This is a genomic window from Candidatus Nitrospira bockiana (assembly GCF_965152565.1).
The window spans coordinates 2,358,849-2,383,297 of sequence record NZ_OZ224215.1; the positions used below are offsets into that span (position 1 = coordinate 2,358,849).

A 24,449-nucleotide genomic window follows, 5' to 3' on the forward strand; every position below is an offset into this window, starting at 1 on the left:
AAAGAGGGCGGTGGGCCTTCCGGTCTGTAAGGAAGGCAAGGTCCGGCGGTCGGAGCCATGCAACGATGGTGACAGGGACGAGCCGTGAGCCGACACACGCAGCGTTCCTCAACCGAGCGCCTGACGCCGCGCTTCATCGGCCGCCCGGCATCGGGTTGAGATTTTCTCTCATCCATCTCCCAGGCCGTCGCCGAGGGGAGATGCAGTTCTTCCAGCGCGTGCCGGTGAGGCGGGTTTGGAGCCGCGCCTGGCGAGCACGCGAGCCTATTTTCCCGGCAGGCCGGACCCGCATGAGTTCTCCGCTGTCGAGCTGTTGAAAGGGGCGGGCGGGCCGCGAGTGGCAGAAGCTCGTTCAAGACCTGGCCGACCGCAGCCTCATGAGGCCGCTGACGACGCAGGGCTGGGTGAGCGACGTGGTTCCGAACCGTATTATCCATGACGCCCAGACCACGAGCGGAGGAAGCGGGAGCCCGATCTTCAACAGGTGAGCTCATTGCCGTCCACTCGTCCGTCATGACCCGGTGTGGGGCAGTAGACTCCGGCGTGCCAATCGCCAAGTGAGTCCGAATTACTGTCTTCGGCCGGGTGGGTGGTCGAAAGAGAGAGGCAGCCATGGCGGAGCCCTCGGATCAACAGTCTCCAGAGATTCTCATCCAAATCCAGGCTGCCGAACGGAAAGTGGAAGGCATGGTCCGAGCGGCTCAGCAAGAAGCGGCTGCCATTCTCGACAGGGCTCGGGCCCAGGCTGAAACCCTGTTGGCCGAGAAACGCCGCTCGCTCGAGCGGAAGAAAACTGATGCCGAGGCGAAGAGCATCGCGGAGGTAGAACGTGAGGCCGAGCAACTGCTCGAGGACGCACGGACAGAAGCTGACGCTCTGAAGGGCAGATGCATGGGCAAGATGGATGAGGCGGTCGAACTGGTTCTGAAGCGGATTGTGCCGGGCTGGAAGCGAACAGCGGACAGCGAATAGCTTCAGGCTACCAGGTATGGGTTGTGAGCTTCTTGATGATTGAGCCGATGGCAAAGGTACGACTCGTCTCTCCTCGGACGCTCATGGACCGGGTGACGTCGACGCTCCAAGAGATCGGCATCCTCCATGTCGAGTCGACCCCGGTGGAAGCGACTCAGGTTCCCCTCCGGCCGCAGACGATGGATGAGTCCACGCGGCGGCGGCGAGCTGAGCTGGAACGATTGCGTGAAGACGTGCGCCGGCTTCTTCTGGTCCTTCCGGAGATCCCACCCGACGAGCGAATGACGGCACGATTCATTCGACATCCGGAACTGACCGAAGAGGGCCTGACCCACCTGGCTGATCGAGTCCGAGAGATCGGTCGCCATGTTGATGACCTCGCGACCAAGCTGAAGACGAGTGAGGAAGAGCTGGCTCTCCTGTCCAAGTACGAGAGGGCCCTGGCGGGACTGGCGCCATTTTTACAGTTCGTCCAGGAAAGCGAAGAATTAGACCATCTCGGCGTGACGCTCGACGAGCGCGAGAGCTCCCGTGATCTCCTGCCCCTCCTGCGGGAAATGATGGCCAAGATCACGGACAACCGTTATGAGCTGTTCCATACACGGATAGACGCACGTTCGCTGGTCGTGCTGCTGGTGTTTCCCAAAGTGCAGAGTGCCAGGGTTCGTAATCTGTTGTGGGAGGAAGGAATCGCCGAACTGCGACTCCCGGTCTCCGTCTCGGACAAGCCCTTGGGAGAGGCCGTGCGCATGCTCCTTCAGAAGAAGACCGAGCTCCCTCTCGAGGCGAGCCGCTATCGCCGGGAACTGAGAGAGGTCGCGCTCGAGCGGCGCCAGGAATTAGCGGAGTGCCACGATGCCATTGTGCGTGGCCTCGAACAAATTGAAGTGAGCCTGTATTTCTACCAGACCGAGATGGCCGGCCTGATCTATGGCTGGATCCCCTGTCGGATGCTCACCGACTTACGTCTCAGGCTTGGGGACGAATTCGGCGGCAAGGTTGTGCTGGAAGAATGCCCGGTTGCTCCCAAGGAATGGGCGAGTGTCCCCGTGGCACTGCGGAATCCCGGCTTTCTCCGACCGTTTGAAACATTGACCCGGCTCGTGGCCTTGCCGCGCTACGGGAGCACCGATCCGACCCCGTACGTGGCGGCGTTTTTCCCCTTGTTCTACGGCATGATCCTCGGCGATGTCGGCTATGGGCTGCTCCTTCTTGTCGCCGCAGCCATGGTCCGACGGCGGTACCGCTCCCATCCCCTCGTTCGCGACCTTTCAACCATCTTCCTGTCGGCTTCGGGCTCGGCAATCGTGTTCGGTCTCCTGTTTGGAGAGTTGTTTGGGGAGCTGGGCGAGTACGTCGGTCTGCATCCGGTGCTGGACCGCATGCAGGCCTTTCTGCCTCTGCTCTCCCTATCCATCGGGATCGGCACGGTGCACGTGGTGTTAGGGCTCGCGCTGGGTGCGCGCTCGGCCTGGCGGCATGGAAACCAGCAGGAGTGTCTGACGAAGTGCGGCGGCATGGTGCTTGTGCTGTCATTCATCGCTCTCATCGCAAGCGTGGCTGGACTGGTGCCGCGCCAATGGATGCCGGCAGAGGTCGTAGGACTCCTGTTTTCGCTCGCCATCATTTTCATCTTTGGAGGGGGCCGCGGAGCCATGGAGCTGCATAACCTCGTCAATGTGCTCTCCTACCTCCGCCTGATGGGCATCGGTGTCGCGTCGGCCGCGCTCGCCTTCGCCGCGAACAAGCTGGGCGGCATGGTGGGCAACGTCTTCTTGGGCATCGTGATCGCGGGGACGCTCCACGGGATCAATGTCGTTTTCGGCATCCTTTCGCCGACCATCCAATCGCTCCGGCTCCATTATGTCGAATTTTTCGAGAACTTTTTTGCCCCTGGCGGCCGGCCGTACAAGCCGTTTCGGCATCTCCATCCGGTCCTGCCTGTTCGAGGGTGAGGCGGAGGACAACCATGGAGGAAGGATCATGACAGAGATCGGACTCATCGCGATCGGTGCGGGCTTGGCAATCGGGCTGGCGGCGCTGGCCACGGCATTGGCGCAGGCCAGGATTGGTGCGGCGGCGATCGGTGCCATTTTGGAGAAGCCGGAGACCTTCGGGACGATGTTGATCTTGCTCGTCATCCCGGAAACGTTGGTCATCTTCGGGTTTACCGTGGCCATTCTGATTTTGTTCGCAGCGAGGTGAGCTCAGCGCGTGCAGCGGATAGCTCGTCGCTCCTGATGAGAGGCTCACGCTACTCGCTATCAGCTCTGCCCTGTCGGCTTTGAAGCTATGTCCTACGACACGCTCATCGACGCGCTGTTGGAAGAAGGGCGAGCCAAGTGCGGGGCCATCTTGCGTCAAGCCCAGACTGAGGGCGAGCGACTGCTGAATGAGGCCAAGCGAGAAAGCGAGGCTTTGGACCACGAGGTCAACCGTATCATTCGCCGAGACCTTTCTGCTCGGCGGACCGCACGTCTGGGTCGCGCCGCGCTCTCTGGCCGCCACATCGTGCTGCAGGCCAAGCGGGAGGTCCTGGACGCCGTGTGGCAGCACGCTGGTCAGAAGGCCATGGCGCTCACCGGCAAGGCTCGGACGCAGGTCCTTCGTGCGCTCCTTGTCGAAGCGCTCAGCGCCTCCTCTTCTCCATTACCCCGAGTATTCATTGATAGTCGGGAGTGGCCGTACTTGAAAGATATCTTGAAAGAACGAGGACTCGCCGTAGAGGAGCAGCACCAGGACGATCTGCTGCTGGGGGTCAGGCTCGAAGCGAACGGCCAGGTCCTCACGAATTGCTATGCCAGTCGTCTCGCCAAGGCGAAGCCCGAATTGATGATCGAACTGAACCGCCTGCTGTTCAGAGAGGGTGAAGGCTGAGGCTACGGTTGAGGTGAGCCCGATGGTGTGCGAATCCTTTCGCCTTAGCCTCAGCCTCGACCTCAACCTTAAGAAGATGGACGATTACGCCTACAGCAATGTCAGGATCCGTGCCATGGAGGGCCGTCTTCTCAACCGGGGGCAGTATGAATCCTTGTTGGGCTGTGCGACCTTCGACGGCCTGGTCGAGGTCTTGAAGAGCTCGCCGTATGCGCGCCCGTTGGAGCACGCGCTCACGGGGTACGATCCCACGCAGCTCGCCGGGACGGTCGTTCGCATCGATGAAGCGCTCCGGCGGGACCTTGCGCAGAACCTTGGCATGCTCCGCCGCTTCTTCTCCGATCGATCGCGTGAGCTGATCACCACACTCTTCCTTCGATGGGACGTCTACAATCTGAAAACCGTGTTGCGCGGCAGGCGGGCTGCTGCGCCGGTCGAAGACATCGTGTTGACGACGTTTCCGATCGGGATCCTGGATGACATCGCTCTGGGGGAACTTGCGCGGGTCCCTACCATGCAAGCCGTGGCCGATCTGCTGGAGACGTGGCGGCTTCCACTCGCTCGTCCGGTCAGAACCGGGCTGAACCAGCTTGGGGAGACCGACACGCTGGAACCGCTCGAGTCTGAGCTCGACCGGTTCGCTGTGATGCACACGTCCCGATCGATCGCGGATGGCGATGACAACGACCGAGCCGTCAGGGACTATTTCCGGTTTCTCGTGGATAAGAGCAATCTTCTGACGGCGCTTCGCTACCTGGCTGAACCCGGCGCTCTGTCGCGCATGGAAGCCGGTGGTCATTTTCTCAAGGGAGGGGGGCGGTTCACTCGATCCGAGTTCGAGACAGTCGTGGGCGCCCGAGATCTGCGCGATGGGCTCGCCCGGCTCGCGGCAACCCCCTACGGATGGCTGGCCGATGCATTTCCGGACAGGGACGTCATTGCCCTTCCACTCGTCGAGAGGCAATTGGACGGTGCGGCCATGCACAAAGCGGTCGGCCTCTCCCGGCCGGATCCGTTGGGAATCGGTCTGACGATCTCGTATATCGAACGGAAGATCAACGAGGTCCGCAACATCAGAATGATCCTCCGCGGCAAGGCCGTGGGAATGCAGAACGACCACATCGAGGAATGGTTGATTATGTAGGGGCCGTCGCCCGTTTCCCGTTGTCTGTCGTCCGTCAGCGGGGAACGGAAAACAGGGTGCGGAAAACGGATAGTCATGGCTCGACTCATCGTCATCACCGACCTCGACACCGCGCTGGGTTTTCGATTGGCCGGTGTCGAAGTGGTAGAAGTGAGCGCCAAGGAAGAGGCAGCCGAGCGGCTCCTCACGCTCCTTCGAACGAAGGAGCCAGGCATCGTGATCTATAACGATGAGTACCGGACGGGGCTTCCCGAGAAGAGCCAGATCGAGCTGGAGGAAAGTGTGAGCCCGGTCTTCTATGCCATCCCCGTCGCTCAGGCGAAAGGCGGAGGAGAACCTCGGGAGCACTATCTTGCCCGTCTCCTCCGACGGGCGATCGGGTATCAATTGAAGATTAGAAGATAGCTATCAGCGATCAGCCGTCAGCAAAGAACTGATAGCTGAACGCTGACAGCTTCTCGGCTACTTATGAGCGGAACCATCATGAAGATCTCCGGCCCGACGGTCGTTGCACGAGGGATGGAGCAGACCCGCATGTTCAATCGTGTCGCGGTCGGGAAGACAGGATTGCTCGGGGAGGTGATTCGCCTGCGCGGGGGCGAGGCGACGATTCAAGTGTATGAAGACACCACGGGGCTGATGTTGGGCGAAGAGGTGGCCGATGCCGCAGAACCGCTCCAAGTAGAGCTCGGCCCCGGGCTCCTCGGCGCCATCTTTGATGGCGTTCAGCGTCCCTTGAACGTCATAGCAAGTCAGCAGGGCGACTGGATCCCGCGTGGTTTGGTATTGCCGGCCCTGTCCCGGGCACGACGATGGGCGTTCACTCCAACGGTCCGTCCCGGGACGGCCGTCGCCGGTGGCACATGTGTGGGCGTCGTCCACGAGACCGCGAAGATGCAACATCGCATCCTGGTCCCGCCCGGAGTAGCCGGGACGCTTTGCAAGATTCAGGAAGGGACTTATACGATCGAGGAGCCGATTGCCTGGCTCGATGGCGACCGTCCATTGACCCTGATGCAACGCTGGCCGGTGCGGACGCCCAGGCCCGTTGCCGAACGGCTCCCTCCGATCGTGCCCTTCATCACCGGCCAGCGGGTGTTCGACATGCTCTTTCCCATCGCCTCGGGCGGCACCGTGATCGTGCCTGGCGGGTTCGGAACCGGCAAGACCGTGGTGGAGCAGACGCTCGCCAAGTATGCGCAGGCCGATATCATCGTGTACATCGGCTGCGGGGAGCGGGGCAACGAAATGACCGAGGTCTTGACCGAGTTTCCCCACCTGAAAGACCCCACGACCGGCTTGCCGCTCATGGCGCGCACCGTCCTCATCATCAATACCTCGAACATGCCGGTGGCGGCTCGCGAAACCTCGATCTACACGGGGATCACGATGGCGGAATATTATCGCGATATGGGTTACGCCGTCGCCCTCATGGCCGACAGCACGTCGCGCTGGGCGGAAGCGACCCGTGAGATCTCGGCCAGGTTGGAAGAGATGCCGGGCGAGGAAGGGTATCCCACCTATCTGGCCACCAAGCTGGCCGGATTCTACGAACGCAGTGGTCGGGTCCGCTGTTTGGGAGAGACCGCCCGGCAGGGGTCCGTGACGATTGTCTCCGCGATCTCTCCACCCGGAGGAGATTTTTCAGAGCCGGTGACACAGGGTTCGATGCAGGTGGCAGGGGGGCTCTGGGCCTTAGACTCGGATCTGGCGCATCGACGTCATTTTCCTGCGATCAATTGGAAACGCAGTTTTTCCCTCTACACGCAATCCCTCGATCCGTGGTTTCAGGCGCAGGTGGCCTCCGACTGGCCGCAACTTCGGACCGAGTTGGCCGCGCTTCTCCAGAAGGAAGAGGAATTGCAAGAGATTGTCCAGCTCGTGGGGATTGATGCGGTCCAGGACCAGGAGCGCATCGTGTTGGAAGTCAGCCGGCTCATCCGGGAGGAGTACCTCCGGCAGAACGCCTACTCCGACGTCGACGCCGCCTGTCCGCTTGCGAAGCAGTACTGGATGCTCAAAGCCCAGTTGGCGTTTCTCGGCTACTGCCAGGGTATGCTGAAAAACGGGAGTCCGATCGAGCAACTCCTCGCCTCGCCGCTGAGAAGCGAGCTCGAACGTATGAAGGAAACGCCTCCGGACAGTTGCGTCCAGCGGGCCCAGGCGATGATCGAGAAGATGCAGCAGGAGCTGAAAACTTAGCGGTCAGCCATCAGCCGTCAGCCACAAGCTGATCGCTGAACGCTGATAGCTGAAGGCTCACCCAATGGATGACCTGATCACCCGCGAATATCAGACCGTGAGCGGCATTGCCGGCCCGCTCTTGTTTGTGGAGAGGCTGAAGCAGGCTTCCCTTGGAGAGCTGGTCGAGATCATGCTCCCTGACGAAGAGACCCGGCGGGGGCAAGTGATCGAGTTGTCCGAGCAGCATGCCGTCATCCAGGTATTGGAGGAAACGACGGGCTTGGGAGTAACCGGAACTCGAGTCCGGCTCACGGAATCGGCCGCCATGATGGATCTCTCGCCGGATCTTCTGGGCCGGCGGTTCAGCGGCGCCGGCGTGCCTCTCGACGGTCTGCCACCGATCATCCCCGACGCTCGCATGGACATCATCGGGCAGCCCATGAATCCCATCACTCGGGACAAACCTTCCCATTTCATTCAGACCGGGATCTCGACGATCGATGCGCTCAACACGCTGGTACGCGGGCAAAAGCTGCCGGTTTTCTCCGGCGCCGGCCTGCCGGCCAAGGAAGTCGCCGCGCAGATCGTCCGCCACGCGAGGGTGCGAGAAACCAGCGGAGAACGGGGAACGGGGAACGGGCATGAAGGCGGAGCCTTCGCCATCGTGTTTGCAGCCATGGGGATTACGTTCCGTGAAGCCTCGTTCTTCCTCGGTGAGTTCGAGCGCGGTGGGGCCATGGCGCATACCGTTCTGTTCTTGAACCTGGCCGATGACCCGACGATCGAACGACTCCTGACTCCGAGGTACGCCCTGACGGCGGCTGAGTATCTCGCGTTCACGCTCGGGCGGCACGTGCTGGTCATCCTGACCGACATGGCGGCCTATTGCGAAGCGCTGCGCCAAATCGCCACAGCTCGCGAGGAGATCCCCGGTCGGCGCGGCTACCCAGGCTACATGTATTCCGACTTGGCCTCCATCTATGAGCGGGCCGGACGGATCAAGGGCAAAGCCGGCTCGATCACGCAGCTTCCCATCGTCACTATGCCGGATGACGATCTGACGCATCCGATTCCGGATCTGACCGGGTACATCACGGAAGGGCAGATCGTGCTGTCCCGGGAGCTGCATCGCAAAGGCATCTTTCCTCCCATCGATGTGCTGCCCAGTCTGTCGCGGCTGATGAACCTCGGGATTGGTCCCGGCAAAACGCGCGAGGATCATCGGGCGGTGGCTGATCAACTCTACGCCTTCTATGCCCATGGGCGAGACGTCCGGCGTCTGGCCGCCATCGTCGGCGAAGATGGCCTGAGCGAGTCCGACAAGCGCTTCTTGAAGCTGGCCCAGGACTTTGAGCAGCAATTCGTGAACCAAGGATCGCGCAGCCGCAACATTGAAGAGACCTTGGACCTTGGATGGACGTTTCTGCGCTATCTGCCCCCAGAACGGCTGACAAGGGTGAAACCGGAGTTGATTGAACGGTACTATGGAGAAGGTTGAGGCTAAGGTTGAGGTTGAGGGGATCGAAAGATCGAAACGGTTCCGACCAGAAACTTAACCTCGGCCTGAACCTTAACCTTGACTGATTATGGAAAGCATCGGCCGCACACGGATGAATCTGCTGCTGCTGAAGCGCCGGATCGAGGTCGCTCAGCGGGGGCTGGAGCTGCTCCGCAGCAAACGCGAGGCGCTGATGCGCGAATTCTTCGCCGTGATGGACCGTGTAGCGGAAAGCCGAGGACAACTGGAGGCCGTGATAGGGCACGCGCTCTCCACGTTGGCGCCGGCTCTCGGTATGGAAGGCCGGGCCTCGCTCCGATCTGCCGGGTATGCGGCCAAACGGACCTTGTCTATCGAGTTGATCGAACGCAATGTGTGGGGCGTCCGGTTTCCTGAAGTCCACTACGCGCCGGTGCTTCGAGGGTTGGATGCGCGGGGCTACGCCACGTCAGGGGTGTCCACACACATCGACGAAACGGCGCGGCGGTTCGAGCAGGTCCTGGAACTGGTCCTCCGCAGTGTCTCGGTGGAGTTGCGGCTGAAGAAGCTCGGATCCGAGACCAAGAAGGTGACGCGCCGGATCAATGCGCTCAATGAAGTGATGATTCCTGTGTTGACCCGAGAGGTCAGGACCATTCGACAGACCCTCGAAGAGCGGGAGCGGGAAGACTTGTTCCGGATGAAGCGATTCAAAAGGGGCAGCTATCAGCTATCAGGGCAGTCAGCATGTCAGACGTCGGTTCCGGACTCGCTGAAAGCTGATCGCTGACAGCTGAGTGCGTCTGTACCAAGGGCCCTATGAACTTCGACCTTACCGATGAGCAGCGACTGATTAGAGAGACCGTCCGGCGCTTTGCTGAGCAAGAGATTGCACCGGTTGCCGCAGAGCACGATCGAGCCGGTCGGTTTCCGCGTGAGTTGGTCAACCACATGGCCGCGCTGGGTTTCCTCGGAGGACCGATCCCGAAGGAATACGGCGGTTCAGGACTGGATTACATCAGCCACGCCATCCTCACCGAAGAGGTGGGGCGAGCCGACTCCTCGCTCCGCACCACCCTGTCTGTTCAGGTGTCGCTTGTCGCGCTCAGCATCTTGAAGTGGGGAACAGAGGAACAGAAGCGCCGGTACCTGCCTGACCTGTGCATTGGGCGAACGCTCGGGTGCTTTGGTCTCACTGAGCCGAATGCGGGCAGCGATCCAGCCGGCATGGACACAACAGCGGTCCAACAGGAGAACCGGTGGGTCTTGAACGGAACCAAGACCTGGATCTCCAATGGAACGGTGGCCGACCTTGCGTTGGTGTTTGCGCAAACCGATTCCAATAAGGGCCACAATGGGATCGCCGCGTTTCTCATTGAGAAGGGTACGCCAGGATTCTCCACACGATCCATCACGGTAAGCTGGGGCTTCGCGCGTCGGACACCGGCGAACTGATCTTTGAGAATTGTTCAGTGCCGCATGCTGCCGTGCTGGGATCAGTCGGCCAGGGGCTTCAAAGTGGCTATGTCGGCCTTGGACAATGGCCGATATAGTGTCGCAGCCGGCTGTGTCGGAATCATCCAGGGCTGCCTCGACGCCTGTATGGACTACGCCAAGTCGCGCATGCAGTTCGGCCGACCCATCGGGAGTTTCCAACTCGTGCAGGACATGATCGCCCGCATGGCGGTGGACTGCGACGCTGCGCGCCTCCTGGTGTATCGCGCCGGCCATCTAAAGAACCAAGGGCTGCCCAACACCCTCGAAACCTCCATGGCGAAGTACTTCGCTTCTGAAGCGGCGGTGCGCGCGGCGACCGAAGCGGTTCAGATCTTCGGCGCGTATGGATATTCCGAAGAAACGCCGGTGGCGCGGTATGACCGTGATGCAAAAGTGGCGACCATTTACGAAGCACGTCGCAGATCCAGAAACTGGTGATTGGCTCGCATCTTCTCGGGATACGAGCCCTTACGTGATGAGAGCTGAGAGGAAACATGATCCGCGTGAAGCGTATCTATGAAGCCGCAACGAAGAACGACGGGAAGCGGTTCCTTGTCGATCGGCTGTGGCCGAGAGGCGTGAATCGAAATGCGGCACAGCTGGATGGGTGGTTGAAGGAGGTCGCTCCAAGCGACGCGCTTCGGCGCTGGTTCGGACATAACCCCACAAAGTGGGAAGAGTTCCGCCGTCGCTACTTCGCTGAGCTCGATCGAGGGCCTGAAGCCTATCGTCCGCTCCTAGAAGCCGCTCAAACGGGCACCGTGACGCTCCTGTTCGGCGCCAAAGATGAAGAGCACAACAACGCGGTCGCGCTGCGCGACTTCCTGGTTGCAAAGCTGCCAAGGAAGTGAAGGGCGCACATTCCTGGCTGCAATTCAGACACGCCGCGGCGTTGGAATGCGTGTTGGTCTCAGCCACGAGAAAGAGATGGTGGGCGATCCAAAACTCACAGCGGGCAGTGCTCGCGCAACTCTTCGAGCCAGACATGGGCACGGGCGTCGCTGGGCGCGCGCCAGTCACTACGGGAACAAGGCTAGCGCGGCCTTCTGCTCCGACGCAGCACGCGCAAGGGTCAAGGTCTGGTCGAGGTTGAACGTCGGGCGGGCGACGTCGACGCCAGGCGTACAGGCCGCCACGCGAACGAAACCGTGCGAATAGATATTCTCAAACGTGGTCTTCGTGCCAGGTGGGCTCATCCGGCTCTCAGTTTCTTCACTTCCTCTGTCAACAGCGGGACAATTTCAAAGAGATCGCCGACGATACCATAGGTGGCGAGCTTGAAAATGGGTGCGTTGGCGTTCTTGTTGATCGCCACGATCGTACGGGCGGAGGCCATGCCGGCCTGATGCTGCACGGCGCCCGAAATTCCACAGGCAATGTAGAGCTGGGGTGAGACGGTCTTCCCTGTAAGCCCGACTTGGTACGTATGCGGCTTCCAGCCGGCATCGACGGCAGCCCGCGAGGCGCCGACGGCAGCGCCGAGTGCCGACGCGAGCTCTTCGATCAGCTTGAAGTTCTCCGGCCCTTTCAAGCCTCGCCCTCCGGAGACGATGATGCCGGCCTCCGTGAGCTCAGTTTTGCCGTCTTCCGTTTCTTGCACAATGCACACGGTTGCCGCAGGGCGAGCGGGCTCCACTGAGACCGTCAGCCGTTCAACCGACATACGTGATTATTGTGGCTGAAACCATCGGGGATGTGTGTGGAGTGGGAGCCATTACCCGTCCTCTGCGAACCCGATTTCCGTGTGTCCGTGTCCCCTGAAGGTATGCCCCTCGCCAACATGACGGTTCGCACTCAGGCCCTGCCGCTCGGTCGGAAGGGGAATGCCCTTCCAATCGGCAAGCTCCCCATCCCCGTGCTGCGCACCCTGCTCGCGCGCTACGCGAGCCGCTACGACTCCCGGGTCGTCGTGGGGGCCGGGATCGGTCTTGATGCTGCGGCCATCGACTTGGGCGGCCGGTATTTGATCGCCAAAACCGATCCCATTACGTTTGTGACGGATGAGATTGGTCTCTACGCGCTCGCCATCAATGCCAATGATCTTGCCACGATGGGCGCCCAGCCTCTGTGGTTTCTGGCGACGATGCTGCTCCCCGCCGGGACGACGACGCGCGTAGAAGTCTCGCGTATCTTTTCGCAGATCGGACGAGCCTGCCGCCGCCTGAAAATCTCGCTGTGCGGCGGCCATACCGAGGTGACCGCGGCGGTCACTCGACCCGTGGTCGTCGGGTGCCTGCTGGGACGATGCCCAAAGAACCGACTGATTACGACGGCCGGTGCTCGCATTGGAGATGCGGTGTTGCTCACGAAGGGGATCCCGATCGAAGCCGTCTCCATCCTGGCGCGTGAGAAGCGCGGGGGGCTCCAGCAGCGTTATTCGGCGCGGTTCGTCGCCCGATGCCGGCGTTATGTCACAGACCCCGGCGTGAGCGTCGTTCGTGACGCCGCCATTGCCATGGCAGTCGGTGGAGTCCACGCGATGCATGATCCGACGGAAGGAGGGCTGAGCACCGCCCTCTATGAGCTGGCCGAGGCCGCGCAGGTGGGGGTGCAGGTCGACGAGCGAGCGATTCCCATTCTGCCGGAGGGCCGCCGACTGTGCGACGACCTCGGCTTGAATCCGCTGGGAGCTATAGCGTCGGGAGCCCTGATCATCTGTGCCGATCCACGCCGTGCACAGGCGATGCTCCGACGTTTGGCCCGAGCCGGCATCGCAGCGACACGCATCGGCACCATTGTTCCGGCTCGAGAAGGAGTCAGCCTCGTCACGGATGGCAAGCGGGTCCGGCCGGTTCCCCGCTTCCCCGTCGATGAAATTTCGCGTGTGCTAGCAGAATGTTGAAAAAGGCCCCCCAGCTTTGAAGACATTGGGCGCTCACCATCTCGCGCCCGTGCGCCAACGTTGAGGCGACTTATTCGTCGCCTCGCGCACCTCGCGTCACTCAGGACCTCAACGTACCGCACCACGGGAAGAGAGCTGTCTTGGCAGCTCGGGGTGGGCGGGTGAAAAGGAAACGCCTCGGTCAAGACACTGCCGACTCACCATCTCGCCGGCGCGCACATGCGTGGCGTCACTTATCCGTGAGTGCGCCTCGCTGCGGCCGCGACCGGGAAGGGGCGCGTCTTGGCGCGCCTGGGGCCGGGCGGGTGTCATAAGTGGCCTTTTTGAACATCCTGCAGGGAGGCGAGCGATTCCAGATCCCATGCTTGTCTCCTGAAGTCTCGATTTCCAGGTTGTCAACATGGTGTTTCAACAGCCTGCTAGATTCCAACCAACACCCGGTGACCTGAAATCGCCTTCAGCGCCTTCATCACGTCACCATACGACAATTCCGGCATTTTCTTTCCAACAGCGTCTTCAGCCTGTAAGACGAGATCGTTCATCGCGATCATGCCTTGAAGGACGCCATCTTGATCGACAACGGGGAGGCGGCGGACGCGATGTTTGGCCATGGTCTCCAATGCCGTGTTGAGATCATCGTCCGGCAAGCAGGAGTATACGTTGCCGGAGATGGCCTCCCAGACTGAAATCATTGCGATATCTCGGTGCTTCGTTGCTGCAGCCATGCAAATGTCCCGGTCTGTGATCAAGCCCACCACCTTTCCTTCACGATTGACGACCGGGAGAATCCCGCAATCACTGTCCCACATTTCCATGGCGGCTGTTGCGAGATTGTTCTCGGGACTGCAGTATTGAACCGGGCTCGTCATGAGCTGTTTGACTTTCATCATAAATCCTCCTTTGAAGTGCGAGATGAGAGCATCACACTGCGGACCGCGGTGTGGCGGTTGGCAGATCAACCCGTCGGTCAGGATACAGGATCGCCGAGTTCCGACAGGAAACTAGCACCGTCTGGGCTCTTTGACGTGCATCAAGAATGCCTGACCGAAGGCAAGCAAGACCGCGTTGAGCAGGTCACGTGCAGCTCAGGTCTTGTCGGCCCCGCGTGGAGGATCAGCTCCGTGCTTCTCAATCATTACCTGACCGTTCGAGCGCTCGGGTCGATCCTGCTGCATTTTGCAACAGGGGGGAGGGGCGAGAGTGTCCCTATCTTCCCCAGAGAGACCCTCAGGATTTGATCAAGCGGTGAAGCTCCAACCGGTGTATGCCGACCCAGATCCTTTTCCAGCTTGGCACTGGGCCTGCTTCCGAACCCCTACATCCCAGCAGCACAGCGACCCAACGATCGCGCTCCGATTGTCGAAGGTTGAGCGTTACCCTGACGTGGCTCGGGCCGCCATTAAAGAAATGCACCGACAGGTCGGGGATCTGGTGCTCGACGAACAGGGCCTTGCGGTTCAGGGCATCCTTGTCCGCCATCTGGTCCTGCCGGGTGGATTGGCAGGAACGCCGGACGTGATGCGTTTTCTTGCTGAGGAGATTTCGCGAGACACGTATGTCAACATCATGGATCAGTATCGTCCCTGCTACCAGGTGGGTCGGTATCCACCACTGGATCGTCCTATCACCCGTGATGAGTTCGACGAAGCGATCCGGGTGGCACGGGCCAATGGCCTGTCTCGTCTCTATCAAGCCAGACCGGGCACCGCGGTGGCCTGGATGGCGGAGTTGTGAAAGGAGAGTACATGGCAGTCCCCAAACATTTAGAAGAAGCCGTTGAGAACCTGAAGTTGGCGGCCGCGCGAATTGAGATCGCCCGGGGAAAGCCGGCTACCATGGAAAGCCTGAAGGAATGGCTGGCCGCGTTGACCGATTACTCCACCGCGCTGTCGGATATTCAGGAGTACAACAACGAGTCGATCCACGAAAAGCTTCACGAGCTTGCGGCTCGCGTCGGCCTCAGAACGTTTCCACCCGGCGGGGCCAAAGCGTGACTACCTGATGCTTTCTTTACAGGGCTCCCCGAAGTCGATGACCGGGATGGGTCCCTTGCGTCCAGATCGTGCACCGTCTGCGAGCATGAAGGATCACGAAGGCGTTGCGTTCTTACAGTGGTGCCTGCCAAAGCTTGAGCTGCGATGGTCGGGCTACCGCAAGGTGCGCCGTCAGGTCTATAAGCGCCTCGCTGGCCGCTTGGCTGAACTGAACCTGCCCGACACAGAAGCCTACCGGCACTATCTCATGCTGCATGCGGAAGAATGGGCGATCCTCGACCGCCTCTGCTGGATTCCGATTTCCCGGTTCTACCGTGATCGTGCGGTGTTCGAGTTTCTGGAAAGCGACCTGCTCCCGCGGCTGGCTGGACGACTGGCTGCCGCCGATGAGCATGAGCTGCGCTGCTGGAGCATTGGCTGTGCCGCCGGGGAGGAGCCCTATACGCTCGCGATCCTATGGAAGGAGGCGCTAGCCGGCCGGTTTCCGACCGTGCGTCTTCGGATTCTCGCAACCGACTCCGACGCCCGGGCCTTGGACCGCGCCCGGCTGTCGTGGTACCCGCCGGGCAGCGTCAAGGACCTGCCGGACAGTTGGCGCACGGCCGCGTTCGAACGGCGTCACGACGGCTATTGGCTGAAGCCCGAATATCGTGAGCCGGTCTCGTTTCAATTGGAGGATATCCGACAGACCAACCCCACGGAATCGTTTCATCTCATCCTCTGCCGGTATCTGATCTGTACCTATTTCGAGGAGAACCTCCAACGACGACTCCTCGAACGGATCGCCGCCGCGCTCCTACCTGGAGGCGCCTTCGTCATTGGCGGGACCGAGACATGGATCGAAGGCGCAGGGGGCCTGACGCCCCTGAACGTGAAACTGGGCGTCTATCACAAACCTCTCGTGCAGAAACCTCTCATGCCGCCCGACGCCGCGGCCACGCGCGCTCGCGATGGGCCTGCCGAGCCTCATGTGGTTGAGAAAGAGGAGCCTGGCGACTGAGAAAGATTGGTGGGCATCCTACAGGCCAGGCAGGAGTGAGATCACGATGGACAGGGCAATGAGCACGATGATGATCCATTCGAGCACCTCCAGGCGACTGGTGGCTGCCCGATCGGCCATTTTACTGTAGATGCTGTTCAAGGTCTGGAGCTTTCGAAGGATGCTCGCGTCCCACGATTCGAGATGGAGCCGCTGGGAGGCGAAGCGGTGTACCCTGGCCAGATATTGATCGCCGATCAATTTAAGGGTGTTCGTGACCCGTTCGAAGAGAATCGCGCTGTCCACCTGGAGTTGAGCGACACGCTCCAAATCCCCTTGAAACGAACCGGGTAAGCGAAAGCGACGGGCTCGTCCGCGGGAGAGCGTCTCATACGCCTGATCCAACGCATCATCCAACTGTTGGTCGAGGTAGCGCATTTCCAGCAGCTCGACGTTTGCAAACTCGAGCACGGCGCGGACATCCTCCATGTCTTCCCCGACCAGGAGCGCTCCGTTCCAGTCGATAATCGCCACGTCGGCGATGCTGAAGGACAATTGACAAGACAGGGCCTCCCGCAGCTCCTGTTCGGACAGCGGCGCCGATTCCGATCGAAGGATCTGAGCGATGTCTCGGGCATACCGTGCCCGGAACTCTTCGAGAGGAATGACAGGCTCGGGGCTCAGCTCAAAGATCAGGTAGTCTTCTAGAAAATCGGAGATCCGGGGACGCTCCACGGCGGCTTCTATCGCCCTCAAGAACTCTTCGACATGGCGCCGGGACTCTGCCAGCAGCAACGGGTTCTCGTACAGCAATTCGCTCAGTGACAGCAGCAGCGAGACCTGAGTATGGAAGGGGATGCCATACGTGACCGATAAGGCACCAAAGTCATACAGGACCAGCTCGAGACTCGTGGTTGTCAGGAACTCGCCGAGCTTCAACGGCTCGGCATCCTGGATCACGCGGATTGGAGCCGGGCGATACTCGAAATACTGCGGGGTGCGGCGTTTGCGGCGAATGTGTCCCCGGTGTGCCGGCGCCCTCAAACGGCGTTCAGCCTCATCCAGATCGATGGACGCTCCGACGTCAAAGACGAAGAGCGCGTAGCACAGGCCTCTGACGCTCGGAGCTTCCATCGGATGATCAGGTGAAAGGCTGTACCCACCAGTTGTTCGCGTGACGCTGGGACTCCAATAGACGCTGGAAGCCGCCCTGTCCGTGAAGATACTCCTCGACCCTCTCATTCAGGAGGTAGTGTGGTCCCCTCACCGAGGCGGCCTGCGGCAGAGTAGCCAATCCTGAGCAAGGGAAGTGCCATCACAGTGCTCGAGCGGAGCACGCAGGACTTGCCCAGGACGGCACTCCTGCCTCCTCATAGGTCATTGCCCCTTCTTGACGCGTCGGCGAACGAGTCATGTAGCAATATTCCTCAACGCGACGATCCGGTGGTCCATGAAAACGAGCAAGAATTCAAATTTCCTCGCATGGTGGTCCGCCTCCATCCTGCTTTCTTGGCCACTTCTTTGCTTCAAGAGGCAATAAGGGAAGCGCTTGCCGGTGCGTCCAAAGCGGGCACCTCTCAAGACCCTTGCATGCGCAACCCGCTGCTGATGATCTCTACCAGCAACACACCCAGCCAGCCAGTCAGTCAAAGGAAGGGGGATCTGCTGGCGGTCGTCGAGGTGAAAACCCCGACCGACCTCAGTCCACGGCAACGCAAGCTGCTGGAGGAATTGGCCGAGCTCGAGGCGCAACGAAAACCCACATCCGAGGTTCAAGGGGGAAGTTTCCATGGTGGACCGAGGGGGCATCATCAAAGCCGTGCGCGCCGCATTTGAGCATGAACCGCGAATCAATGTGCATCGCTATCCGATCGAGATGGATTTCGGAGACGGCGTGCTGACGCTCGAAGGAGAAGTGGAGCACATTGCGGCAAAGAAATTAGCGATGGAGCTGGCCATTGCCGTGCCGGGCGTGACCGGGATCGTGGATCGCTTACACGTTGCTCCCGCCACCCATATGGGCGACGGCGCCATCCTGGATGCGGTGCGGGATGCTCTCCTTCAAGATGTGGCCTTTCAGAACTGTACGTTGAAGGTGAAGGACAAGGGGACAGTGGAAGTGATCCGGGAAGCGACGGCGGATCCTCACGGCGTTATAGAAGTCTCCGTGAACGACGGAGTGGTCCTGTTGGACGACCATGTGCTCACCTTTACTCAAAAGTGTTTGGCGGGGGTCCTCGCGTGGTGGGTGCCCGGCAGCCGAGACGTCATCAACGGCCTGGATATCGTTGCCGGGCAGGAGGCTGGCGACGCTGAGATCACGAAAGTCGTGAAGCTCGTGCTGGAGAAAGATCGACTCGTCAAATCGGACGGCATCCTGGTCGGTACGAACAAGGGGACCGTCACACTGGAAGGCAGCGTACCGACCGAGGCTCAAAAGCACATGGCAGAGTTCGACGCGTGGTATGTCTTCGCCGTGGATAACGTTGTGAACAGATTGGGCGTGCGGTGAGACGGCTCGACAAGCGATCATCAGCCACGGCGGCGCCAAGACAGGCCTGATATGACCAGAGAAAATCCTCGCGGAGAACAGGAAGTGATTCCCGATATTGGGCGCCCGGATCGGCAGCATACCGATCTCGTCCTGGTGCCCCAGCCCCTCTATCCCGTTCCGGAGATAGGAGCCAAGGGCCCCTCTGATCGGTCCCATCGGCTGAGACGCCTCCTCGTGGTCGCCCTCATCACCGCCGTGCTCGGAAGTCTCTTGTGGTATTGGTTGTGGCCAAGCCCTCCGGAACTCTCTTACAAGCTTGCCATGATAGACCGCGGACCCATCACATCCGTCGTTACGGCAACCGGCACCGTGAATCCAATTACATCCGTGTTGGTCGGGAGCCAAGTCTCCGGTATCGTGCGGACGTTGTTCGCCGATTTCAACTCGGTCGTCACGGAAGGCCAGATTCTCGCGCAGATCGACCCGGTTCCGTTCCAAGCCAGGGTGGACCAAGCACGTGCCAATCTCACAACGGCCCGGGGCAATTTGAATAAAGCTACGGCTGCCCTCGCGCTCCGTCAGCTCGAATTGGACCGTGCGGCGGCGCTCCGCCCGCAAGGCTTCATCGCGCAGTCCGATCTCGACCTCGCGCGCGCCAATCATCGGGATGCGGCGGCTCAAATCGAGGTGGCTGAAGGCCAGGTCCACCAGGCAGAAGCCGCCCTCGCCAACGCCAAATTCGACCTCCAGCGAACGAAGATCTATTCACCGGTCAATGGGATCGTGGTCTCCCGAAATGTCGATCTCGGTCAAACCGTGATCGCCAGCCTCCAAGCCCCGACACTGTTCGTCATCGCCCAAGACCTGGCCCGCATGCAGGTGGAAGCCAACGTCAGTGAAGCCGATATCGCGGGGATCAACGAGGGCAAACCGGCCGAGTTTACGGTGGATGCCTACCCCGGTGAGCCGTTTCCAGGAACCGTCGTACAGGTCCGGAACGCCCCCATCAGTATCCAAAACGTCGTGACCTACAACGTGGTGATTGCTGTGGACAACAGGGATCTGAAGCTCAAGCCCGGCATGACGGCCAATGTCTCCATCGTCACGGCCCAGAAGGACCAGGTCGTACGCATTCCAAACGCGGCGCTCCGGTTCAAGATGCCCGGAGCTCCACCGGCGCGAAAGAAGGCCACGGTGTGGGTGATGGATCCGCCCGGTCAGCCGCGCCCGATCACGATCAGAGCGGGCATCTTGGATTCATCGTTCACCGAGATGCTCGAAGGCGAGGTCCGGGAAGGCGATCCCGTCATCGTCGGCATCGAAATGCCGGACGAAGCGGAGCAGAAAGCCTTGCCGCCGGGGTTCGGCGTCGGGCCAAGAGTGCGATAGGGCTCTCGAGCGCCTCCATGAACTTCTTGATGATGACCATCCAGTCCGCGCTTCGTGTTCTGGTCAGAAATCCGCTACGGGCCGGGCTCACGATCCTCGGCATCATCATCGGCGTCGCGGCTGTCGTGGCCATGGTCAGCCTCGGTCAGGGCGCGAGCGCGACCGTGCAAGCGCAGATATCCTCGCTGGGAACAAACATGCTGATCATCATCCCCGGTGCGACCACCGTAAGCGGTGTGCGTACCGGATTCGGCGGCGTGTCGACCCTTACCGTCGACGATGCCCGTGATATTGGACGGAAAATCGGCACGGTCTCCTCGGTGTCCTATGCAACGCGCGCAGTCCTCCAAGTCGTCCATGAGAATAGGAATTGGAACACGGTGGTGATCGGCACGACCCACGAGTACGCGGAGATCCGAGACTGGCCGATGAGCCGAGGGACCTTTTTCACCCAGTCCGATGAGGACACCGCGGCGAAAGTCGCCGTGATCGGAAAGACGGTCGCCGACAACTTGTTCGAGCGCGGCGAGGACATCATCGGCGCACACATTCGAATCAAGAATGTTCCTTTGCGGGTGCTGGGAGTGATGGCTCCGAAAGGGCAATCCGCCATGGGGCAGGACCAGGATGACGTCGTCCACATCCCCTTCTCGACCGCGGAGCGAAAGGTACTCGGCACGAAGTTCCTCGGTACCGTGGGGATCATCCTGGTCGCGACGGTTTCGCGGGAACAGATTGCCGGGACAGTCCATGACATCAGGGAGCTGTTGCGGGCACGCCACCGTCTGCAAGCCCCGGAGGAGGACGATTTTACGATCAGAACGATGGAAGACATTGCAAAGGCCTCTGCTGGAGCAAGCCGCACCTTGATGCTGATGCTGAGCAGCATCGCCTCGATCTCCCTCATCGTCGGAGGGATCGGGATCATGAATATTCTGCTCGTCTCCGTCACCGAGCGCACCCGTGAGATCGGCATTCGCTTGGCGGTTGGAGCGAAACGGAAGCATATTCTCCTGCAGTTTCTGGTTGAGTCCGTTATTCTGAGCACAGCCGGGGGAGTGCTGGGCGTCTTGGTGGGAGTGCTGGGCGCACGGATCGCTACGGCCCTCGTCGGCTGGCCGGCCATTGTCTCGGTGCAAGCCGTCGCGATGGCGTTTGTATTTTCAGTCGCAGTGGGCATCTTTTTTGGTCTGTACCCAGCCAATAAGGCGTCACGGCTCGATCCCATTCAATCGTTACGGTACGAGTGAGTCGGCATGTTGAGAACGTTCATCGGGCATAGGTCACGAGGACGGATACACATCGTATCCAAGGAAACCGGCCGACCGTGTAAAGAGATGCAGGCAGGGGAGGGATGATGACGATCGAGTTGGATCCAGCCGAGCGGCGGGCCTTTCGACGTTTCGTACGGTTTCTCGAGAACGAACAAGCAGCCCAGGAGTTGGCGCTGGTGGTTGATGAGCAGATGGCCCGGCGCGGGACCGATGGCCAGATCGTCGTGCCCGTCACAATTCAGGCCGACCGGCCTTCGGTGCACTTGGCCATCCTGATGGGTCACAAAGCGGAGCAACTCTACAAACAGAGGGCCTGTCGGTTCCTCCTCGCACAGCGACCTGAACGTGATCCCAATCGGCCGACTTATGTGTGGGTGAACGGGGGGTGGAAGACCTTGGCCTAATCGGGACGGCGCAGTCCTTCGCTTCGCCACGAAGGACGACTCGGATGAACTCCTAGGGAGCAGAGCCTGTCGGGCTCTCCACCGACAGACCCCTCGTCAGATCCCGGAGCATGCGGTGCTACAGGCGCCCTGCGATCGCTTCGAACGGAATCCGGAATTCGCGCACGTCCTCATTGGCCAACGTCGCTTCGCCCGAGCTTTCCCACACGATCTCCCCGGTCCGACTATCTCAGAGCTGGAGAAACAGCCGCAGCATGCAAGGTCGGTGACTTCGAGAACAGCGATGTCTCTTCACCCCATTGCTGGAGCGGCCCTATGCACCCGGGCATGAGAGGCCATAGCACGACGGCGAGCGCCGTGAGCGCGAAACTTCTGCGAGTGATAACGGGGACCGCCGGGAACTCCTCTCGGAGGGGGTGTCCTGACAAGACCAGTGCCATCCGCAGATCCGTTACCTGGCGACCAGGCGTCGGTTCCTTGCAATGGCCTTGAGCGCGTCCAGGATGTCCGGGCACGTCAGCGATCGCTTGTGTTCCGTGGCGTCGTCCACGCGCCGAATCAGATCGGTGATGGACAGAACGCCTTGCAGAATGCCATCCTCGTCGATGACCGGCAGGCGCCTGACCTGTTGAGCGGCCATCGTGTGCAAGGCCTCCCTCACGTCGTCGTTGGGATGGCACGCATCAGGCGCGCAGGTCTTCAGATTCTGAGAAATCGTGTCCCAGACCGTGATGTCCGCCGGGGCCCGATTCTTAGTCGCCACAGACATGCAAATGTCGCGATCGGTGATCATGCCGAGGACCTTGACCTCCGTATTGACCACCGGCAGCACCCCGCAATCCCGGTCCCACATCATCTTGGCGGCTTCCATCAGATTGGTATGCGGCCCACAGCATTGGACCTCACGCGTCATGACTTCCTTGACCTTCATGGGACCTCCTATCGACGCCACTGGACATCGTCACATTGGAGAGGCCGAGGTTCTGTGACCTTCCGTTGGAGATGGATTGCCACATTCATCCTCTTGCGTCCCCTTGCGTCTTCTTGAATCATCCGGTCGAGCCGTCTCCCTGTGAGACGCCTTGCCATCCGGGAATCGGTCCGTGTCTCAATGACCTTCAACTCTCATTCCGCATATTGCATGTCCAGTGCCACGGCCGTATGTTCGGGTGCGACCGCGTGCGTTCGCTATGTTTTCATAAGCTGCGCGTAGCCAATGCGCTTCGAGCACCACAGGCCGGACTGCTGAAAAAGAGGCATGGAGTATTTGATACCATTGGCAGAAGGGGCTGTCCCTAAATTCCCCATACTGAGGTCGCCCGCAAGGCTTTCCCATGACTCACCGCGCAGTACCGCATGGCACGTCCATTCAACACCCCATAGTCGCTCGGATGGTGTGCCGAGCAGGGAACCACGGAGGACCGGCGATTGTCGGGCTGGGTATCGACGACGCAAGAACCGCGATGCAGAGGGCACGGATCGACGCAGGGCGCGGAGTCGAGACCGGTCTGGGCTAGCGCCCGTACCGGCCGGTCAGGTGAGCCTCGGCAAGAACGTGCCCTCTCACGGCTTCCGTAACGTGGGCCTTGGTCGCATGCGTTTTCAAACGCAGTGTAGCGTCCAGCGCATACAGCGTGAAGACATAGCGGTGAGATGTTCCCGGAGGCGGGCAGGGGCCGCCGTAGCCGACACCGCCGAGATCAGAGATCGTGTTCTTCAGCGCCCAAACTATGATCTCGTGCTCCTTCGGGCCAAGCGTCAGGTGGATATCGCCCCCCTTGATCGTCGCCATGCGTTTCCTCTCCATTCGCTCATGTGTGTAGGGCCTCGCGCACGTCGTGCACGAGCACGTCGACCAGCTGCGTACGATTCTGCCGCGTCATCGTGATCAGACGGCAGCCCGGGCGTCGCTTGATCTCCTCGATATATCCTGTGCCCTTGAGCCCCACCGTGGCGAGGACTATTTTCTGGGAATTCAGCAGCGCGTTCACGTCTGCGACGAACGTCTTGGACAGGCACTCCATCTTGCCGATCTCATCGATGATGATCAGCCGGCCAGGGGCATGGGGCAAATCCAGCTCTCTCAGGATCCGTTCAAAGCCCTCTACATCGACGCCATAACGGCCGATGCGGGGAGAACCCCGGCGGTCGACATGGGCCAGCACCTGTGTCCGCCCGTCGAGCGTCACCAGCCGAAAGCCCACGCGTCCGCCCGATGCGCGCATCTCTTCCGTATAAAATCCGGCGGGCCGTTGATCCGTGAGCCGCTCGGCCATCGTGCGAATGAGCGTCGTCTTCCCGACGCCCGGGAGTCCGGTGATCAAGAAATGAGTCATGGGGTGATCTGTGCAGCCGCCTTGCCGCCACGACCGGCTGCCCTGATCTTCTGGAGCTGCCCGATGAAGTGGGACCAATGCGTCCCGGGCCAGTAGACGCGCCGGCAGGTGGCGCAGTGAACGAACTCGCGGTGGTGACCGGCAACGAACGGCGGCACGTGCGGGCGGGCTTCCTCCTGCGGCATCGGGAGGAGCGCCGTATTGCAAGCAGGGCAGCGAACGCTCGGACCTGGCTCGCTTGCGAGCGTCATGTGGAATTCCCGCTCGAGCTGGCGCAATTGCTCTCCGACGTCGTCACTCGCGATCACCGTCGATCGCTCCCGAATGGCCCTCCGCATGGCCAGTCGACGATCGCGCGTCAGGACCCAACGGTCCTCGCGCCGTGCGCACTCCACGACCGCCTCGTCATCGTTCGTGTTCTGATAGGCGGTATCATAGCCGAGCAGGCGAAGCCACCGTGCCAGCCGGCCGAGCATGACGTCAGCGACAAAAGCCTTGGGGGGAGTCACGGCACTAGCGTACCCTACGTGCGTTGGCATGAACAGACCTCAGCACCGACGTGACGACAGGCACACGAGAGAAGACA

26 protein-coding genes and 2 pseudogenes are annotated in these 24,449 nt (G+C 60.8%); 20 read left to right on the top strand and 8 right to left on the bottom strand.

Annotation, left to right across the window (positions count from 1 at the left end):
- Positions 1-687: 687 nt before the first annotated feature.
- From ACWHYV_RS11605 to ACWHYV_RS11655, 11 genes and pseudogenes are all read left to right on the top strand, one after another.
- Positions 688-972, top strand: a complete 285-nt coding sequence (locus ACWHYV_RS11605; RefSeq protein ID WP_447976658.1) for a V-type ATPase subunit subunit G family protein — start codon at positions 688-690, stop codon at positions 970-972.
- Between the two features lie 47 nt (positions 973-1,019).
- Positions 1,020-2,927, top strand: coding sequence for a V-type ATP synthase subunit I (locus ACWHYV_RS11610; RefSeq protein ID WP_447976659.1), 1,908 nt, complete (start codon positions 1,020-1,022; stop codon positions 2,925-2,927).
- Positions 2,914-3,177: an ATPase gene (locus tag ACWHYV_RS11615; protein ID WP_447980717.1), complete on the top strand. Its 264-nt coding sequence runs from the start codon at positions 2,914-2,916 to the stop codon at positions 3,175-3,177. The genes ACWHYV_RS11610 and ACWHYV_RS11615 overlap by 14 nt, the downstream gene beginning before the upstream one ends.
- Positions 3,178-3,264: 87 nt before the next feature.
- A complete protein-coding gene (locus ACWHYV_RS11620) occupies positions 3,265-3,849 on the top strand; it encodes a V-type ATP synthase subunit E (RefSeq protein ID WP_447976660.1) in 585 nt (194 codons plus the stop codon).
- Between the two features lie 115 nt (positions 3,850-3,964).
- On the top strand, positions 3,965-4,993 hold the full coding sequence (locus ACWHYV_RS11625; RefSeq protein WP_447976661.1) for a V-type ATPase subunit: 1,029 nt from the start codon (positions 3,965-3,967) through the stop codon (positions 4,991-4,993).
- Positions 4,994-5,068: 75 nt separating this feature from the next.
- Entirely contained in the window at positions 5,069-5,398 is a 330-nt protein-coding gene (locus ACWHYV_RS11630; protein ID WP_447976662.1) for a V-type ATP synthase subunit F, read from the top strand.
- Between the two features lie 63 nt (positions 5,399-5,461).
- Positions 5,462-7,195 (top strand): V-type ATP synthase subunit A, encoded by a 1,734-nt coding sequence (locus ACWHYV_RS11635; protein ID WP_447976663.1) that lies wholly within the window; start codon positions 5,462-5,464, stop codon positions 7,193-7,195.
- 64 nt (positions 7,196-7,259) lie between these two features.
- Complete coding sequence (locus tag ACWHYV_RS11640) at positions 7,260-8,675, top strand: V-type ATP synthase subunit B (protein ID WP_447976664.1); 1,416 nt, start codon at positions 7,260-7,262, stop codon at positions 8,673-8,675.
- A gap of 88 nt (positions 8,676-8,763) precedes the next feature.
- A complete protein-coding gene (locus ACWHYV_RS11645; RefSeq protein WP_447976665.1) occupies positions 8,764-9,444 on the top strand; it encodes a V-type ATP synthase subunit D in 681 nt (226 codons plus the stop codon).
- Between the two features lie 29 nt (positions 9,445-9,473).
- Positions 9,474-10,627 (top strand): annotated as a pseudogene (locus tag ACWHYV_RS11650) (acyl-CoA dehydrogenase family protein).
- Positions 10,628-10,645: 18 nt separating this feature from the next.
- Positions 10,646-11,002: a DUF488 domain-containing protein gene (locus tag ACWHYV_RS11655; RefSeq protein WP_447976666.1), complete on the top strand. Its 357-nt coding sequence runs from the start codon at positions 10,646-10,648 to the stop codon at positions 11,000-11,002.
- Between the two features lie 168 nt (positions 11,003-11,170).
- Here the strand turns inward: ACWHYV_RS11655 and ACWHYV_RS11660 are convergent, their stop codons facing one another.
- Together ACWHYV_RS11660 and ACWHYV_RS11665 are read right to left on the bottom strand one after the other, a co-directional pair.
- Positions 11,171-11,347 (bottom strand): hypothetical protein, encoded by a 177-nt coding sequence (locus tag ACWHYV_RS11660; protein ID WP_447976667.1) that lies wholly within the window; start codon positions 11,345-11,347, stop codon positions 11,171-11,173.
- Positions 11,344-11,790 (bottom strand): annotated as a pseudogene (locus ACWHYV_RS11665) (electron transfer flavoprotein subunit alpha/FixB family protein); the annotation flags it as partial. The pseudogene ACWHYV_RS11665 and the gene ACWHYV_RS11660, both read right to left, overlap by 4 nt.
- Before the next feature lie 126 nt (positions 11,791-11,916).
- Here ACWHYV_RS11665 and ACWHYV_RS11670 point away from each other — a divergent pair.
- The gene (locus ACWHYV_RS11670; protein ID WP_447976668.1) at positions 11,917-12,993 is read left to right on the top strand and encodes an AIR synthase family protein; all 1,077 of its coding nucleotides are present in this window, start codon (positions 11,917-11,919) and stop codon (positions 12,991-12,993) included.
- 419 nt (positions 12,994-13,412) lie between these two features.
- Here the strand turns inward: ACWHYV_RS11670 and ACWHYV_RS11675 are convergent, their stop codons facing one another.
- Positions 13,413-13,883: a CBS domain-containing protein gene (locus ACWHYV_RS11675; RefSeq protein ID WP_447976669.1), complete on the bottom strand. Its 471-nt coding sequence runs from the start codon at positions 13,881-13,883 to the stop codon at positions 13,413-13,415.
- 493 nt (positions 13,884-14,376) lie between these two features.
- Here ACWHYV_RS11675 and ACWHYV_RS11680 point away from each other — a divergent pair, with 493 nt between their 5' ends.
- From ACWHYV_RS11680 to ACWHYV_RS11690, 3 genes are all read left to right on the top strand, one after another.
- Positions 14,377-14,727, top strand: coding sequence for a hypothetical protein (locus ACWHYV_RS11680; protein ID WP_447976670.1), 351 nt, complete (start codon positions 14,377-14,379; stop codon positions 14,725-14,727).
- Positions 14,728-14,738: 11 nt separating this feature from the next.
- Positions 14,739-14,987: a hypothetical protein gene (locus ACWHYV_RS11685; protein ID WP_447976671.1), complete on the top strand. Its 249-nt coding sequence runs from the start codon at positions 14,739-14,741 to the stop codon at positions 14,985-14,987.
- Positions 14,988-15,072: 85 nt separating this feature from the next.
- On the top strand, positions 15,073-15,987 hold the full coding sequence (locus ACWHYV_RS11690) for a CheR family methyltransferase (RefSeq protein WP_447976672.1): 915 nt from the start codon (positions 15,073-15,075) through the stop codon (positions 15,985-15,987).
- 18 nt (positions 15,988-16,005) lie between these two features.
- Here ACWHYV_RS11690 and ACWHYV_RS11695 read toward each other — a convergent pair whose 3' ends face one another.
- A complete protein-coding gene (locus tag ACWHYV_RS11695; protein WP_447976673.1) occupies positions 16,006-17,100 on the bottom strand; it encodes a hypothetical protein in 1,095 nt (364 codons plus the stop codon).
- Between the two features lie 456 nt (positions 17,101-17,556).
- Between ACWHYV_RS11695 and ACWHYV_RS11700 the strand changes: the two genes are divergently transcribed.
- The 5 genes from ACWHYV_RS11700 (at position 17,557) to ACWHYV_RS11720 (ending at position 21,527) form a co-directional block, all read left to right on the top strand.
- The gene (locus ACWHYV_RS11700) at positions 17,557-17,802 is read left to right on the top strand and encodes a hypothetical protein (protein ID WP_447976674.1); all 246 of its coding nucleotides are present in this window, start codon (positions 17,557-17,559) and stop codon (positions 17,800-17,802) included.
- On the top strand, positions 17,756-18,478 hold the full coding sequence (locus ACWHYV_RS11705) for a BON domain-containing protein (RefSeq protein WP_447976675.1): 723 nt from the start codon (positions 17,756-17,758) through the stop codon (positions 18,476-18,478). The genes ACWHYV_RS11700 and ACWHYV_RS11705 overlap by 47 nt, the downstream gene beginning before the upstream one ends.
- 351 nt (positions 18,479-18,829) lie before the next feature.
- Entirely contained in the window at positions 18,830-19,849 is a 1,020-nt protein-coding gene (locus ACWHYV_RS11710) for an efflux RND transporter periplasmic adaptor subunit (RefSeq protein WP_447976676.1), read from the top strand.
- A 17-nt stretch (positions 19,850-19,866) separates the two neighbouring features.
- Entirely contained in the window at positions 19,867-21,099 is a 1,233-nt protein-coding gene (locus ACWHYV_RS11715; RefSeq protein ID WP_447976677.1) for an ABC transporter permease, read from the top strand.
- A 104-nt stretch (positions 21,100-21,203) separates the two neighbouring features.
- Complete coding sequence (locus ACWHYV_RS11720; protein ID WP_447976678.1) at positions 21,204-21,527, top strand: hypothetical protein; 324 nt, start codon at positions 21,204-21,206, stop codon at positions 21,525-21,527.
- Between the two features lie 451 nt (positions 21,528-21,978).
- On the opposite strand, the gene ACWHYV_RS11725 is transcribed toward ACWHYV_RS11720, so the two are convergent.
- The 4 genes from ACWHYV_RS11725 to ACWHYV_RS11740 all read right to left on the bottom strand — a co-directional run bounded on the left by ACWHYV_RS11725 (position 21,979) and on the right by ACWHYV_RS11740 (position 24,402).
- Positions 21,979-22,458 (bottom strand): CBS domain-containing protein, encoded by a 480-nt coding sequence (locus ACWHYV_RS11725; RefSeq protein WP_447976679.1) that lies wholly within the window; start codon positions 22,456-22,458, stop codon positions 21,979-21,981.
- Positions 22,459-23,040: 582 nt separating this feature from the next.
- Complete coding sequence (locus ACWHYV_RS11730) at positions 23,041-23,319, bottom strand: hypothetical protein (protein ID WP_447976680.1); 279 nt, start codon at positions 23,317-23,319, stop codon at positions 23,041-23,043.
- 19 nt (positions 23,320-23,338) lie between these two features.
- Positions 23,339-23,863 carry an NTPase gene (locus ACWHYV_RS11735; RefSeq protein WP_447976681.1) on the bottom strand — a complete coding sequence of 175 codons (525 nt, stop codon included), beginning with the start codon at positions 23,861-23,863 and terminating at the stop codon, positions 23,339-23,341.
- A complete protein-coding gene (locus ACWHYV_RS11740) occupies positions 23,860-24,402 on the bottom strand; it encodes a Mut7-C RNAse domain-containing protein (protein ID WP_447976682.1) in 543 nt (180 codons plus the stop codon). The genes ACWHYV_RS11735 and ACWHYV_RS11740 overlap by 4 nt, the downstream gene beginning before the upstream one ends.
- Positions 24,403-24,449 lie beyond the last annotated feature (47 nt).